The organism is Enterobacter sp. BIDMC93, assembly GCF_001037805.1.
Lineage (GTDB): Bacteria > Pseudomonadota > Gammaproteobacteria > Enterobacterales > Enterobacteriaceae > Enterobacter > Enterobacter hormaechei_C.
In genome coordinates this window covers 816,874-832,270 of sequence record NZ_KQ089962.1, presented here as the reverse complement: position 1 = coordinate 832,270, position 15,397 = coordinate 816,874, and the positions used below count along the sequence as shown (strand labels likewise).

Annotated in this window: 15 protein-coding genes; 5 read left to right on the top strand and 10 right to left on the bottom strand. The window is 56.5% G+C overall.

What is annotated here, in order from left to right; genetic code table 11:
• Positions 1-8 precede the first annotated feature (8 nt).
• The 9 genes from dam to pilM form a co-directional block, all read right to left on the bottom strand.
• Complete coding sequence (gene dam / locus SK58_RS03825; RefSeq protein WP_033488054.1) at positions 9-821, bottom strand: adenine-specific DNA-methyltransferase; 813 nt, start codon at positions 819-821, stop codon at positions 9-11.
• 67 nt (positions 822-888) lie between these two features.
• A complete protein-coding gene (damX, locus tag SK58_RS03820) occupies positions 889-2,178 on the bottom strand; it encodes a cell division protein DamX (protein ID WP_048219403.1) in 1,290 nt (429 codons plus the stop codon).
• Between the two features lie 92 nt (positions 2,179-2,270).
• Positions 2,271-3,359: a 3-dehydroquinate synthase gene (aroB, locus tag SK58_RS03815; protein WP_003861631.1), complete on the bottom strand. Its 1,089-nt coding sequence runs from the start codon at positions 3,357-3,359 to the stop codon at positions 2,271-2,273.
• Between the two features lie 57 nt (positions 3,360-3,416).
• The gene (gene aroK, locus SK58_RS03810) at positions 3,417-3,938 is read right to left on the bottom strand and encodes a shikimate kinase AroK (RefSeq protein WP_003861630.1); all 522 of its coding nucleotides are present in this window, start codon (positions 3,936-3,938) and stop codon (positions 3,417-3,419) included.
• A 286-nt stretch (positions 3,939-4,224) separates the two neighbouring features.
• Entirely contained in the window at positions 4,225-5,463 is a 1,239-nt protein-coding gene (hofQ, locus tag SK58_RS03800; protein ID WP_048219401.1) for a DNA uptake porin HofQ, read from the bottom strand.
• On the bottom strand, positions 5,375-5,779 hold the full coding sequence (locus SK58_RS03795; protein ID WP_048219398.1) for a HofP DNA utilization family protein: 405 nt from the start codon (positions 5,777-5,779) through the stop codon (positions 5,375-5,377). The genes hofQ and SK58_RS03795 overlap by 89 nt, the downstream gene beginning before the upstream one ends.
• Entirely contained in the window at positions 5,769-6,161 is a 393-nt protein-coding gene (locus tag SK58_RS03790) for a HofO family protein (protein ID WP_230683378.1), read from the bottom strand. Before SK58_RS03790 ends, SK58_RS03795 begins: the two co-directional genes overlap by 11 nt.
• 63 nt (positions 6,162-6,224) lie before the next feature.
• Positions 6,225-6,716 (bottom strand): PilN domain-containing protein, encoded by a 492-nt coding sequence (locus SK58_RS03785; protein WP_045339141.1) that lies wholly within the window; start codon positions 6,714-6,716, stop codon positions 6,225-6,227.
• Positions 6,716-7,489 (bottom strand): pilus assembly protein PilM, encoded by a 774-nt coding sequence (gene pilM, locus SK58_RS03780; protein WP_017693865.1) that lies wholly within the window; start codon positions 7,487-7,489, stop codon positions 6,716-6,718. Before pilM ends, SK58_RS03785 begins: the two co-directional genes overlap by 1 nt.
• Before the next feature lie 120 nt (positions 7,490-7,609).
• Here pilM and mrcA point away from each other — a divergent pair, with 120 nt between their 5' ends.
• Positions 7,610-10,162 (top strand): peptidoglycan glycosyltransferase/peptidoglycan DD-transpeptidase MrcA, encoded by a 2,553-nt coding sequence (mrcA, locus tag SK58_RS03775; RefSeq protein ID WP_017693864.1) that lies wholly within the window; start codon positions 7,610-7,612, stop codon positions 10,160-10,162.
• A gap of 94 nt (positions 10,163-10,256) precedes the next feature.
• On the opposite strand, the gene nudE is transcribed toward mrcA, so the two are convergent.
• Positions 10,257-10,817 (bottom strand): ADP compounds hydrolase NudE, encoded by a 561-nt coding sequence (nudE, locus tag SK58_RS03770; protein ID WP_003861622.1) that lies wholly within the window; start codon positions 10,815-10,817, stop codon positions 10,257-10,259.
• Between the two features lie 327 nt (positions 10,818-11,144).
• On the opposite strand from nudE, the gene SK58_RS03760 reads away from it, so the two are divergent.
• From SK58_RS03760 to hslO, 4 genes are all read left to right on the top strand, one after another.
• A complete protein-coding gene (locus tag SK58_RS03760; RefSeq protein ID WP_017384151.1) occupies positions 11,145-13,283 on the top strand; it encodes an intracellular growth attenuator family protein in 2,139 nt (712 codons plus the stop codon).
• Between the two features lie 64 nt (positions 13,284-13,347).
• Positions 13,348-14,031 (top strand): GMP/IMP nucleotidase, encoded by a 684-nt coding sequence (gene yrfG, locus SK58_RS03755; protein WP_000550486.1) that lies wholly within the window; start codon positions 13,348-13,350, stop codon positions 14,029-14,031.
• Entirely contained in the window at positions 14,028-14,429 is a 402-nt protein-coding gene (hslR, locus tag SK58_RS03750) for a ribosome-associated heat shock protein Hsp15 (RefSeq protein ID WP_017693863.1), read from the top strand. The genes yrfG and hslR overlap by 4 nt, the downstream gene beginning before the upstream one ends.
• A 24-nt stretch (positions 14,430-14,453) precedes the next feature.
• On the top strand, positions 14,454-15,332 hold the full coding sequence (gene hslO, locus SK58_RS03745) for an Hsp33 family molecular chaperone HslO (RefSeq protein ID WP_023304550.1): 879 nt from the start codon (positions 14,454-14,456) through the stop codon (positions 15,330-15,332).
• Positions 15,333-15,397: the final 65 nt, after the last annotated feature.

Below are 15,397 nucleotides of genomic sequence, written 5' to 3'. Positions count from 1 at the left end.
GCAAAGGCTCAGGGTCGATAAAGCGCCAGAAGTTCGTCCACCTTTTTACGTGTGCCGCCGTTGCTGCTAATGCTACGCCGCACTTTTACCTGAAAATGCTTCGCGGCTTTGTACCATTCGCGCGTATCAGGCGTGTCGTGATTCGAAATTAACACCGGAATTCTTTTGCTGACCAGCTTTTCCGCCATCTCAGCCAGACGAGCCTGCTCGGCCGGGCTGAAGCTATTGGTGTGGTAGGCGGTGAAATTTGCCGTGGCAGACAGCGGCGCGTAAGGCGGGTCGCAGTAGACCACCGAGTTTACGCCAGCCAGCTCCATGCACTCCTCATAGGAGAGACAGTGGAATTCTGCATTCTGCGCTTTTTCAGCAAAGTGGTACAACTCATCCTGCGGGAAGTAAGGGCGCTTGTAGCGACCAAACGGCACGTTAAATTCACCACGCAGATTATACCGGCACAGGCCGTTGTAGCCATGGCGGTTGAGGTAGAGGAACAACAGTGCGCGACGGAACGGATCCTGGCTTTGATTAAACTCAGCGCGGAACTGATAGTAGACGTCCGGGTTGTTGTTCTCTGGCGTAAACAGCTTCCGCGCCTCTTCCACATACTCATCGGTACGCAGTTTGACGATGTTATAGAGGCTGATAAGGTCGCTGTTGATATCCGCCAGGATATAACGAGAAAAATCGGTATTCAGGAACACCGATCCAGCACCCACGAAGGGCTCGATAAGACACTCGCCTTTCGGCAGGTGCTTTTTAATATCGTCGAGCAGGGGGTATTTCCCCCCTGCCCATTTCAGAAAAGCGCGATTTTTTTTCATGCTGACTAACTGATTACACCTTCTCCGGCTGTGGAGAAAGCTCCGACAGCATCCTGCGCTTTAAACATTACTTCAGATCGGCCTGCACCTGATGAATCGGCTTCGCCCACGGGTTTTTCGCCTGCACGTCGGCTGGCAGCGTGGAAACGGCACGTTTTGCTTCATCTTTGGAAGCATAAATACCACTCACCAGCACATACCACGGTTGACCGTTACGGGTCGTCTGATAAACCACGTAGTTTTTCAGATTCGATTTCTTCGCCCAGGCGTTGAGGTTGTCATAGTTAGACGAACTGCTCAGCTGAAGGGTGTAGTTGCTGGAAGAGGCCGACTGCAAAGAACCCACGTTGCCCGTCGTTTTACCTGATGCAGCGCCCGTTTTGGCTGCGGGAGCCGCAGGTGTTGTTGCAGAAGGTGTTGTTGCAGCAGGCGCGGTTGTGGTCGCCGTTGCTTTCGGTGCAGTGGTTGCCGCAGGCGTTGGCGCTTTAACCGGCTGAGTCGCCGCAGGTTTTGTCTGCGCTGGCGCTTTTGCCACGGTTTGCGGTTTCGTCTCACGCTTCGGCTCAATCACAGCCTGCTTACGCTCCTGGCGTGGCGCAGTCTGCGTCTGGCGCGGTTTGGTTTCCGTTGTCGCCGTTTGCTGCTGGGCATTGCTGCCATGAACTGGCGCAACGGTGGCTGGTTCAGTTGGCAGCGTGGAGTTCACCACGGCAGCGTTAACCTGCTCCTGATTCTGCGGCTGCATCAGCGCGTTATTCAGATCGCCCTGAACTTCAACACGCTGCTGGCCTTCAGGCGTCGCAGGCGCCTGGCCCTGAGTCGGGGTCGCAGAGACAGGCGGCAGAGAGATATCCTGGCCAGCGCTGGTGTTACCTGCGGTCTGCTCTGCGGAAGTGGTGCCCGGCGCAGGCTGAGCGCCATTCGCCTGGTTGCTCGCATCGTTACCAGACAGGTCGATGCTCTTCTCGGCAGACGCCGTCTGCTCGGTAGAATTGGTAGAAGGTGCTTTTAGCGCGGACCCAATGCCGACAATCAGCAAGACCAGCACCAGAACGCCAAGGCCCATCATGATGTACTGACGGGAGGCCGGTTTTGCCGCTACCGCTTTTTTACGTTTGCGCGGACGACGTTCAACAGGCTGTTCATCCATTAACTCTTCTTCGGATTCATACTCCTCGTCTTCTCGCTCATTTCGCGCGTTACGGCTACGCGAAGGGCGACGATCGTCTGCATCCAGTTCGACATCGTCAAAATTGATCTGCGGCTCGTTATCACGTTCTGAAGATTGACGAGAACGACCAGTACGACGATCGCTGGGATCGGGTTTCAGCTCGTCTTCTGGTTTGAATTCATCCATTTAACACCCCACTCAAAGGCTTCTGCCAACGACTCTGCATTTACCTGAAGCTAAAACGACCACCTGTTACAGCGGTCTGACCTTTCTAGTTGTTACGCCTGCTGACAATCAGCAATAGCGCCAAGTACGACTTCGTGCGGCACTCCGCCGCGCACTTCACTTTTCCCTATTGCAAGCGGGAGTACCAGACGCATCTCACCTGCCAATACTTTTTTATCGCGCATCATGTGGGGAAGGTACGCCTGCGCAGACATTTCCTGCGGACCACTCACCGGCAAGCCAGCACGTTTAAGCAACGCGATGATACGTGCTGTCTCTTCCGGCCTGAACTGCCCCAGACGTTCAGAGGCTCGCGCCGCCATAACCATTCCGGCAGCGACAGCTTCACCGTGAAGCCAGTTACCGTAGCCCATTTCGGCTTCGATCGCATGACCAAACGTATGCCCCAGATTCAGTAAAGCACGTAAGCCGGTTTCACGCTCATCTGCGGCAACGACTTCTGCTTTCAGCTCACAACAACGGCGAATACAGTAGGCCATTGCCTGCCCGTCGAGGCGCAGCAGCGCATCCATATTCTCTTCCAGCCAGGTGAAGAATTCCCCGTCAAGAATAATGCCGTATTTGATCACTTCTGCAAGGCCGGACGCCAGTTCGCGCGCTGGCAAGGTTTTCAGACAGTCGAGATCCACCACCACCGAGGCAGGCTGGTAGAACGCGCCAATCATGTTTTTGCCGAGCGGATGGTTAACCGCCGTTTTACCGCCCACAGAAGAATCGACCTGTGAGAGCAACGTGGTTGGAATTTGAATAAAGCGCACGCCGCGCTGATAGCTGGCGGCTGCAAAACCGGTCAGATCGCCCACAACGCCGCCGCCCAGGGCAAGCAGTGTTGTATCACGACCGTGCGGTTTTTGCAGAAGTGCGGTAAAGACGGTATCCAGTACCGTCAGGCTTTTGTACTGCTCGCCATCGGGCAGAATCACACTGTCGACCTTCACGCCCGCCTGCTCAAGCAGGTGACGTACACGGTCGAGATAAAGCGGAGCCAGCGTCTCGTTGGTGACCAGCATCGCCTGATCACCCGCTTTCAGTGGTAAGAAGGAAGCTGGGTCGTTAAACAAACCAGCCGCGATGGTGATAGGGTAACTACGTTCCCCGAGAGTAACTGTAATCCTCTCCATGACGCGACATCCACCTTAAATGCTTTTACCCGCAGGCGAGTGTATATAAAGCCAGAATCAGTTGCTTTCCAGCATATGAATAATCTGGTTTGCAACCACTTTAGCGCTTTGATCGTCAGTACGAATGGTCACATCAGCAATCTCTTCGTACAGAGGATTGCGTTCATCGGCCAAAGCTTCCAGAACTTCACGTGGCGGTGTTTCAACCTGCAACAACGGGCGCTTTTTATCACGCTGCGTGCGTGCCAGCTGTTTTTCGATGGTCGTCTCAAGATAGACCACTACGCCACGGGCGGAGAGACGGTTGCGGGTTTCGCGAGATTTTACAGAGCCGCCGCCAGTTGCCAGCACAATGCCCTGTTTTTCCGTGAGTTCGTTGATCACTTTTTCTTCTCGGTCACGGAAACCTTCTTCGCCTTCTACGTCGAAGACCCAGCCCACATCCGCTCCGGTTCGTTTCTCAATCTCTTGATCAGAATCGTAAAATTCCATATTGAGTTGTTGAGCTAACTGACGCCCAATAGTGCTTTTGCCGGCACCCATAGGCCCAACCAGAAAGATATTGCGTTTCTCTGCCATTTTTTCGGTACTACTAAGACTATTCGTTAATGGTAATCCCCGCTGCGCAGACACCCGGCGTAGCAGGACATGAACTGAAACCTCATTTGCAATAGAGCGAGAGTCAGACGAAAAATTATCTCAATACTCCGGCTTGTTTGGCAACTGATTAAATCACCGTTCCCGGCGCATAAGGAAATAAGACGTAAGTCCAACTCAAATCGGTACTCCTTGTATGCTAATTCATGCCCCACGTCAAACATCTGCAACAAACTGAATGCAAAATCATTGCGGGGATCGTTACCCATTACTGAATACTGACCAGACGTGGCGTGATAAACACCACTAACTCGCGCCGTTCATTATCTTTTCCGTCATGGCGGAACAGCTGACCCAGCCACGGAATGTTGCCCAGCACGGGCACGCTGTCGCGTCCGGTTTTATTCTTTTGCGAAAAGATCCCGCCCAGCGCGAGCGTTTCCCCACTTTTTACCTCTACCTGCGTTTCGATCTCCTGCTTATCGATCGCCAGCGTTTCGCCGTCTGCCTGTTGCAGCACCTGGCCGGGCATATTTTCACTGATATGCAGTTTCAGGCGCACGCGACCGCCCGGCAGGACCACCGGCGTGACCTCCATGCCTAATACCGCCTCTTTAAATTCAACGGATGTCGCCCCGCTCTCGCCGCTGGAAACCTGATACGGAATTTCGCTGCCCTGCTTGATGCTGGCCGGCTGCATGTGCGATGCCAGCAGCCGCGGGCTGGCGATGATATCCACCTGCTGCTTTTGCTCAAGCGCCGACAACTCAAGATCCAGCATCCTGCCGTTGATGCGCCCGATGTTAAACCCTGCGTGGGTGGTTGCACTGGCCACCGACAGGTCCGCCCCCAGCGTCGTGACCTGACCCACCTTACCGGCCTCCGTTGCGTCAGCGAGGCTCCATTTCACCCCCAGTTCACGCAGGCTTTTTTCACTGATGGTCACAATCTGCGCCGCCAGTTCCACCTGCTCGACGGGCAGATCCATCTGCACAGCCCAGCGCTGGAGCATATCCACCACCGTCTGGTTATCCCTGACCAGGAAACGGTTGGTGCGCTTGTCGACGGAGAGACTGCCTTTCGGGCTTAAGAGCTTTTCTGCCGCTTTTTGCAATTCGGCTGCATCCGCATAAGCAAACGGAATGCTGTGAGAGTGCAGCGGGGCGTCAAGCAGACGCTGGGCCCGCTCCTGCTCTTTACGCGTCTGTTGCTCCCGTTGCCAGGCCGCCGTATGCACATAAAAAATGCCGCCCTCTTCCCGCAATACCAGCCCGGCGCTGTTCACTACCGTCTGAAGCGCCTGTCTCCAGGGCACCCGCGTTAAATTCAGCGAAAGCGAACCGCTGACATCCGGCGACACCACCAGATTGCGATCCTCCTGCGCCACCAGCGCCTGTAATATCTGCACCACCGGGACATCATCCACCAGCAGGGTGACCGGTTTTGGCGTCGCGGCCCACAGGGGCTGGCTGAGTGCCGCCAGTAACAGCCCTATCCCTATCTTCACTTTTTTTCGTTCCTTCTCGTTGCCATGTCCATCGCTTCGGCTTGCACATGTCGCCGACATCAACGGTCAGTTGTTGTTTATCTATCGCGCTCACCCGCCAGCCTGTCGGTAACAGCATCTGCGTTTTTACCCGGTACCAACGTTTCTGCCCGTCCTGCATAAGGCCGATATCCCTGCTGCCGCTGACTACCCCCTGATACCGCCACTGGCTGAGCTGCCCGGCTGCGCAACGCTCTTCCGGTACAGAGAAGGGATCCCGCATCCCGGTCAGGAAAAGTGGAGAAAGCAGGATCAGCAAACGGGCTTTACTGCGCATGACCGATCTCCAGTTGCAGGCTGAGGCGTAACTGTTTGCCTTGTGGGGTGATGGAAAACGCACTCACCCGCGCGTTCTCAAGCGCCAGCCGGGAAAAGAGCGCCGGGACGGCACCCCAGGAGGCATCCAGCGCCAGCTCTCCCCCACGCTGCTGCGGCTTCCAGTACACCAGCCTTGCGCCCTCACGCTGAAAAGCCAGGGGAGAAAAGGGCTGCGAGGGCGTCACTTGCCTAACCACTACTCGCCGTCCGGCCTCTGGCCACAGCGAGGCGTTGATTCGCTTCGCACTGATGGCCTGCGCCTGAATATCGGTGTAGCGCAGAGCTGCGGGCCTGAGCAGCAGTCCCCAAATTGCCCACGCAACAAGCCCCGATGCGATCAACCAGCAAAGGACGCGCCGGGAAGGACGTGCATCAGTCCAGCGTTGATACCAGATACCCACCTGCTACCTCCGGCTATGTAGTTGAAAAGAGAACATCCATCGCCCCTGGCTATCCTGTTGCATTTCGCCTGCCGGTCCGGGGTTAAATCCCGTCACCCTTTTCAGGGCATCGGTCATGGCGGAGAGCGCTGGCAGTGAGGTGGTATAGCCGGTCAGGGTCAGCGAGGGTGGCTGATAACGCAGCGCCGTCAGCCACGCCTGCCGGGGCATTGCGCTGGCAAGGGACTCCAGCGCAGGTTGCCAGGCCGGATCAGACGGCGGCGAAGGGGTTTTCTGCCCCGCTGACTGCGGCTGACGGGCTCTCAATACTTTCTGTACCGCACGTGTCCCGGCCAGTTCGCTCTGCAACGCCTGTAACGCGAGAGTCTGCGTCGCCCGCAGGCTGATACTCCCCGCCAGCATCACCAGCCATGAGCCAGCAAACAGCAGCCCCCAGAAACGCAGGCGCTGATTACGTTGCTGCCGACGCCAGGGTAAAAGATTGGGCATGCTCATTACGGCGCCTCGCTCATGGCCAGCGCCAGGGCGACGGTGTAATCAGCACCGCATTCCGGCAACGGCGGCTGGCACAGCGTCACCGCTTCCCAGGGATCGCGGGCAGCATCAAACACGGCGATATCAGAAGGAGAAAGCGCAAGCAGCGCCGCCAGTTCATTCACCGTCGCCGCTTCTGTGGTGTAGCGCCGCCCCCACTGGTGACGCATCGCCCATAGCCACTGGTGTTGATCTCTCCAGGCGACGCACCGGGCGGGGGCAACAGCAGAGAGAAGATTAGCCAGCGCGCCGGCATCCGGGGCGATTGCTGCCAGACGCAAACGCAGCGCGTTCGCCAGCGTCAACAGGGTATCGACCTCTCTGTTTTGCGCTGCGGTAACCTGAAAAGTGTTGCTGAACGTATCATGCGCGTAGTCAAAGCAGAGCGTATCGGCGGGCATCTCCAGCTCACGCGCTAATGCGGCGCCTACCCAGGTGAGCTGTTCGCTGTCACGCAAGGTAACGGATGGACGGGGCAACGCGCGTTGCAGAACGCGCGTCGCCGGAAATGAGAGAAATACCCGATGCGAGTGCGGCAATGTTTTCCGCCAGCCACGTAATGCGTTAACCAGCTGTTCTGGCTTAAGTATTTTGCCTTCCCCGATAACGCCGTCCGACAGCGGCACCGCCCACCAGCGCCGTAAACGCCATCCGGCCCGCTCTCTGGTCAGCGCTACCGCAACCACCTTATCCTGTTGAATATGAACGCCTGTTTGCCACGTTTTAAAAGCCATGCTTCACGATCTCCTTATCGCCCGTCGGAGTGACGGCTATATCAATGAATCAGGCTTGCCTTTATACTACCGCGCGATTGTTTAGAAACTGCCCAGGCTAAACCAAATGGGAAATCTCCGGTGAAGTTCGTAAAGTATTTATTGATCCTTGCAGTCTGTTGCATTCTGCTGGGAGCAGGCTCGATTATTGGTTTGTACAAATATGTCGAGCCGCAACTCCCTGATGTCGCCACGCTTCGTGATGTGCGGCTTCAGATCCCTATGCAGGTCTATAGCGCCGATGGTGAACTGATGGCGCAATACGGCGAGAAACGTCGTATCCCTCTGACCTTAAATCAAATTCCACCCGTGATGGTGAAGGCTTTTATCGCCACCGAGGACAGCCGTTTTTACGAGCACCACGGTGTCGATCCGGTCGGTATTTTCCGTGCGGCAAGCGTGGCGCTGTTCTCCGGTCATGCCTCTCAGGGGGCAAGTACCATTACCCAGCAGCTGGCGCGTAACTTCTTCCTCAGCCCGGAAAAGACGCTGATGCGTAAGATCAAAGAGGTGTTCCTCGCGATCCGCATTGAGCAACTGCTGAGCAAAGACGAGATCCTTGAGCTTTACCTCAACAAGATCTATCTGGGCTACCGCGCCTATGGCGTAGGGGCTGCGGCTCAGGTCTATTTTGGTAAGCCGATCGATCAGCTCACGCTGAGCGAAATGGCGACCATTGCCGGCCTGCCAAAAGCGCCATCCACGTTTAACCCGCTCTACTCGCTGGACCGCGCCACCGCGCGCCGTAACGTGGTGCTGTCGCGTATGTTGAGCGAAGGCTATATCAGCCAGTCTGAGTACGATAAGGCGCGCAGCGACGTTATTGACGCCAATTACCATGCGCCGGAAATCGCTTTCTCTGCACCGTATCTTACTGAAATGGTTCGCCAGGAGATGGTGAGTCGCTACGGTGATAAAGCGTATGAAGATGGTTATCGCGTCTATACCACCGTGACCCGCAAGGTGCAGCAGGCTGCCCAGCAGGCGGTGCGTAATAACGTGATGGATTACGATATGCGTCACGGCTACCGCGGCCCGTCCAACGTGCTGTGGAAAGTGGGTGAAGGCGCATGGGACAGTAAAAAAATCACGGATTCCCTGAAAGCGCTGCCGACCTATGGCCCGCTGCGTCCGGCGGTCGTCACCCAGGCCGATCCACAGGAAGCGGTGGCGATGATGGCCGATGGCACATCCGTTTCGCTGCGCATGGAGGGTGTCCGCTGGGCGCGTCCATACCGTTCTGACACCCTTCAGGGGCCTACGCCACGTAAAGTGACCGATGTCGTACAAACCGGACAACAAATCTGGGTGCGTCAGGTCGGTGATGCCTGGTGGCTGGCGCAGGTGCCGGACGTAAACTCTGCGCTGGTCTCCATCAATCCGCAGAACGGCGCCGTGATGGCGCTGGTTGGCGGGTTCGATTTCAACCAGAGCAAATTTAACCGCGCGACCCAGGCGCTGCGTCAGGTTGGTTCGAACATCAAACCGTTCCTGTATACCGCGGCGATGGATAAGGGGCTGACTCTCGCCAGCATTCTCAACGACGTGCCAATTTCCCGCTGGGATGCCGGTGCGGGCTCTGACTGGCAGCCGAAGAACTCTCCGGCGCAATACGCTGGCCCTATCCGTCTGCGCCAGGGCCTTGGCCAGTCGAAGAACGTGGTCATGGTTCGCGCGATGCGTGCGATGGGCGTGGATTATGCGGCAGAGTATCTGCAACGCTTTGGCTTCCCGGCGCAAAACATCGTTCATACTGAATCTCTGGCGCTCGGCTCCGCGTCCTTTACGCCGCTCCAGGTTGCGCGTGGCTACTCGGTGATGGCGAACGGCGGCTTCCTGGTCGATCCGTATTTCATCAGCAAAATAGAGAACGATCAGGGCGGCGTACTGTTTGAAGCGAAACCGAAAATTGCCTGCCCTGAATGCGATATTCCGGTGATTTACGGCGACACGCCAAAATCCAATGTCCTGGAAAACAAGGATATGGAAGATGTGGCGATCTCTCAGGAACGTCAGAATCTGGCGGTGCCGCAGCCTCAGCTGGAACAGGCCAATCAGGCGCTGGTCGCCCAGAGTGGCGCGCAGGAGTATGCCCCGCACGTGATCAGCACGCCGCTGTCGTTCCTGATTAAGAGCGCACTGAACACCAACATCTTTGGTGAACCGGGCTGGCAAGGCACCGGCTGGCGAGCGGGCCGCGATTTGCAGCGCCACGACATCGGCGGCAAAACCGGGACAACCAACAGTTCAAAAGATGCCTGGTTCTCAGGTTATGGCCCGGGGGTTGTCACCTCCGTCTGGATTGGTTTTGACGATCACCGCCGCGATCTGGGGCGCACGACCGCCTCTGGCGCGATTAAAGATCAGATTTCCGGTTACGAAGGCGGCGCGAAGAGTGCGCAACCTGCCTGGGATGCATACATGAAGGCCGTTCTCGAGGGCGTACCAGAGCAGCCGCTAACGCCTCCACCGGGCGTGGTGACGGTGAATATCGACCGCAGTACCGGACAGCTCGCGAATGGCGGTAACAGCCGTGCCGAGTATTTCATCGAGGGCACTCAGCCAACCACGCAGGCAGTGCATGAGGTGGGTACGGAATTGATTGATAACGGCGAAACGCACGAGCTGTTCTGACGCCAACAAAAAAGCCGGGTGGCGACTACGCCTGACCCGGCCTACAACGTCAATGCAAAACGGCAACCTTCGGTTGCCGTTTTTAATGGTGGCGCTACAAACGTCCCTGTCCCTTCAGCCACTCCCGCACCAGGAACAGTGCGCTCACGTTGCGCGCCTCGTTAAAGTCAGGATCTTCCAGCAAATCCATCAGATGAGCCAGCGGCCAGCGAACCTGCGGTAGCGGTTCCGGCTCGTCTCCTTCCAGCGATTCAGGATAGAGATCTTCCGCGACTACGATGTTCATTTTGCTGGAGAAATAGGACGGTGCCATGCTCAGCTTTTTCAGGAACGTCAGCTCTTTCGCGCCAAAACCGACCTCTTCTTTCAGCTCCCGGTTTGCCGCTTCAAACACCGTTTCGCCCGGGTCGATCAGTCCTTTGGAGAAGCCCAGCTCGTAGGATTCTGTGCCCACGGCGTATTCACGAATGAGGATCAGGTGCTCGTCGACGATGGGCACAATCATCACCGCTTCACGCGAGGAGGGGCGCATACGCTCATAAACACGACGCACACCGTTGCTGAACTCCAGATCCACGCTTTCGACATTAAACAGACGCGATTTCGCGACGGTTTCAACATTCAGAATGGTGGGCTTTTGTAAGGGTTTGGTCATCTTGACGGGTCTTTGCTGGGTGAACTGGCTTTATTGTGCGATACGCCGCACGGTTTCGGCAATGTCAATTGCTCTTTATTTACATTTATGCAACGTAACTGTAGGCGATTCTCATTTCAAAACAAATGTCAAGAGGTTGAAATGTTTCCAGGAATTTGCTGATATCGCGCCGGAACAGGCTTTGTTATCATTACCGGTCACTGGGATGCGCGTCAACATGCTCAAGTTAGACTCCATACTTGCCGATAGCCGACCACAGAATCTCATTCATTGTACAAAAGGTGCGACTGACAACACCTGTAAGAAGATAAGTAAGATGGGGAAAGCATGAGCACCATTTTGATTTTTCTCGCTGCTGTGCTGGCCTGCGCGTCGATTGCGGTGTGGGTATTCAGGCGCCGCGTACATCGCCGTTATCGGCTGCCCTTTTTGAACGCGTTTGCCGGGGCAAACACGCGCAAGCTTTCGCCAGAGGAACGCAGCACCGTTGAGCAGTATCTCGACACGCTGAACCGATCCCGGCTTTCGCCTGGCCCTACCGGCGCCAGCGCCGCCCCCGTATCGCTCAACCTGAACGCCCAAAGTGACACCGTTCTGTGCGTAACGCGCTCCATTACCCGCTACGGTATTACAACCGACGATCCCAACAAGTGGCGTTACTATCTCGACTCTGTTGAAGTGCACCTGCCTCCCTTCTGGGAGCAGTATATTAACGACGAAAACAGCGTCGAGCTCATCCATACCGATACGCTGCCGCTGGTTATCTCCCTCAATGGTCATACTCTGAGCGAATATGTTCAGGAAGCGCCACGCTTTGCGCTGGAACGCGCAAGCGGAACGCAGGCCTCTATTCGCGGTGAAGAGACTGAGCAGATCGAACTGCTGAACATCCGCCAGGAGACGCATGAAGAGTACGTCCTGAGCCGCCCGGATGGCATTCGCGAAGCGGTGTTGATTGTCGCCTCGTTCCTGCTCTTTTTCATCTGCCTGCTGACGCCGGACGTGTTTGTTCCGTGGCTCGCGGGTGGCGCAGTACTGCTTCTGGCCGCCGGGCTGTGGGGCATATTTGCTCCGCCGGCAAAAACGTCATTACGCGAAATTCACTGCCTGCGCGGAACCCCAAAACGCTGGGGACTGTTCGGTGAGAACGATCAGGAACATATCAACAATATCTCGCTCGGGATCATCGATCTTATCTATCCGCGCCACTGGCAGCCGTGGATTGCGCAGGACCTTGGCCACAAAACGGATATTGATATCTATCTCGACCGCCACGTTGTACGCCAGGGGCGCTACTTATCCCTGCACGACGAAGTGAAAAACTTCCCGCTTCAGCACTGGCTCCGCAGCGCGGTGATTGCCGGTGGTGCCGCGTTAATCTTCGTCATGCTGCTGCTCTTCGTGCCGCTGGATATGCCGATTAAATTTACCCTGTCGTGGATCAAAGGGGCGCAAACTGTGGAAGCCACCAGCGTACAGCAGCTCGAAGAAGCGGGTGTACGCGTGGGAGATACGTTGCGCCTCAAAGGCACCGGGATGTGTAATATCCACACGCCGGGCGCCTGGAACACGCGCCAGAACTCGCCGTTCGCGCCGTTCGACTGCTCTCAGATCATCTGGAATGACGCCTCTCCGCTGCCGCTGCCGGAATCGGATGTGGTCAACAAGGCCACTGCGCTCACCCAGACGATTAATCGCCAGCTCCATCCAAAACCGGATGATGATTCTCGCGTCAGCCCTGCCCTGCGTTCGGCTATTCAGAAGTCGGGCATGGTGCTGCTGGATGACTTTGGCGAAATCGTCCTGAAAACCGAGGATCTCTGTTCCGCCCAGGATGACTGTATCCGGCTGAAGAACGCGCTGGTCAACCTCGGCAACAGCAAAGACTGGGACGCGCTGGTGAAACGCGCCGAAGCGGGACGCCTGGACGGTGTGAACGTGCTTCTGCGTCCGGTCAGCGCCGAGTCGCTGGATAACCTGGTGGCGACCTCTACCGCCCCCTTCGTGATGCGTGAAACCACCCGTGCCGCCCAGGCGCTTAACAGCCCCGCGCCCGGCGGTTTTGTGATTGCCAGCGATGAAGGCAGCGACCTGGTGGATCAACCTTATCCGCAGGTTTCGCTCTATGACTATCCTGCCCAGGAGCAGTGGAGCGAATTCCAGCGTCTGGCGCAGATGCTGATGCAGACGCCATTCAGCGCGGAAGGGATCGTCACCACCCTCTTTACCGACGCCAACGGCACGCGTCATATTGGCCTGCACCGTATGCCGGATAGCGCTGGCCTGTGGCGCTATATAGGGACATCCCTGCTGCTGATTGCAATGCTGGCGTGCATTGTCTGGAACGGTTATCAGGCCGTACGCCGCTATCAGCGTTCCCGCACGCGGCTGGCAGAAATCCAGGCCTACTACGAAAATTGCCTGAACCCGAAACTGATCTCCTCTTCCGAGAGCCTGATCGGATAACGTCCCTGCGCGACAAGTTGTGCTACCCTGTCGCGCACGTTTCTTCTGGCTGGAGTTCCCCCTTATGCATCTTAATATCGACTGGCAGGCGGTCGATACCGTCCTGCTTGATATGGACGGCACGCTGCTTGATCTCGCCTTTGATAACTATTTCTGGCAAAAGCTGGTCCCGGAAACATACGGTGAACAGCAGGGGATCTCCCCGGCGGAAGCGCAGGAATTCATTCGTTCGCAATATAGCGCGGTGCAGCATACGCTAAACTGGTACTGTCTTGACTACTGGAGCGAGCGACTCGGTTTGGATATTTGTGCCATGACCACCGCCCAGGGCGCACGCGCCGTACTGCGCGACGATACGGTCCCGTTCCTGGATGCGCTGAAAGCCTGCGGTAAGCGCCGCATTTTGCTGACGAATGCGCATCCCCATAACCTGGCCGTGAAGCTGGAACATACCGGTCTTGCTTCACACCTTGATTTATTGCTTTCCACCCACACATTTGGTTATCCGAAAGAGGATCAGCGGTTGTGGCATGCCGTGGTGGAAGAGACCGGTTTACAGCCGGAACGCACGCTGTTTATTGACGACAGCGAGCCGATTCTGGATTCTGCGGCCGCTTTTGGCATTCGCTATTGTCTGGGCGTGACCAATCCGGATTCCGGCCTGGCTGAAAAAAGCTATCTGCGACATCCGGGGCTGAACGACTATCGCCGGATGATCCCCTCACTCACCGTGAAGGAGACGCCATGAAAGAAAAACCCGCTGATGGGGTAAGACTGGATAAATGGCTGTGGGCCGCCCGTTTTTACAAAACGCGCGCCCTTGCCCGTGAAATGGTTGATGGCGGAAAGGTGCATTACAACGGTCAGCGCAGCAAACCGAGCAAGCTGGTTGAACTGAATGCCACGCTAACGCTTCGCCAGGGCAACGATGAGAAAACGGTGGTGGTGAAAGCCATTACCGAGCAGCGGCGGCCCGCAACCGAAGCCGTTTTGCTGTATGAAGAGACGGCCGAAAGCATAGAGAAGCGCGAGAAAACCGCGCTGGCGCGCAAGATGAATGCGCTGACCATGCCTCACCCGGACCGGCGACCGGATAAAAAAGAGCGCCGCGATCTGATGAAATTTAAACACGGTGAGAGCGAGTAACCCTCACCTGCACGAGAGATGAAAATGGCCCAACACGACCAATTACACCGCTATCTGTTTGAACAATTCGCCGTGCGCGGCGAGCTGGTCACCGTATCCGAAACCTGGAAACAGATTCTGGAAAACCACAACTACCCGCTGCCGGTGAAAACCCTGTTGGGCGAACTGCTGGTTGCCACCAGCCTGCTGACCGCCACGCTGAAGTTCGCTGGCGATATTACCGTTCAGTTGCAGGGTGATGGCCCGATGTCGCTGGCGGTGATCAACGGCAATAACCAGCAGCAGATGCGCGGCGTGGCGCGCGTTCAGGGCGATATCCCTGAAAATGCGGATCTGAAAACGCTGGTCGGAAATGGCTACCTGGTTATCACGATCTCGCCTGAAGAGGGTGAGCGCTATCAGGGCGTTGTCGGTCTGGAAGGCGACACGCTTGCCGCCTGCCTGGAAGATTACTTCATGCGTTCCGAACAGCTGCCAACCCGCCTGTTCATCCGCACCGGTGAAGTGGATGGTCAGCCTGCTGCCGGTGGTATGCTGCTTCAGGTTCTGCCTGCGCAGGATGCGCAGACCAATGATTTCGAGCATCTGGCAACGCTGACGGAAACCATCAAAGCGGAAGAGTTGTTCACCCTGTCGGCGACCGACGTGCTGTGGCGTCTGTACCACGAAGAAGAAGTGACGGTTTACGATCCGCAGGATGTGGAATTTAAGTGCACCTGCTCTCGCGAGCGTTGTGCTGGCGCCCTGAAAACGCTGCCGGATGAAGAGATCGACAGCATCATGGCGGAAGACGGTGAGATCGATATGCACTGTGATTACTGCGGTACGCACTACGTGTTCAATTCCATGGATATCGCGGAGATCCGCAATAACGCCTCTCCGGCGGACCCGCAGGTTCACTAAGCTCTGAGCCTGTTGCCCGGCGGCGCTATGCTTGCACGGGCCTACAATGAATTGTGCAATTTTTT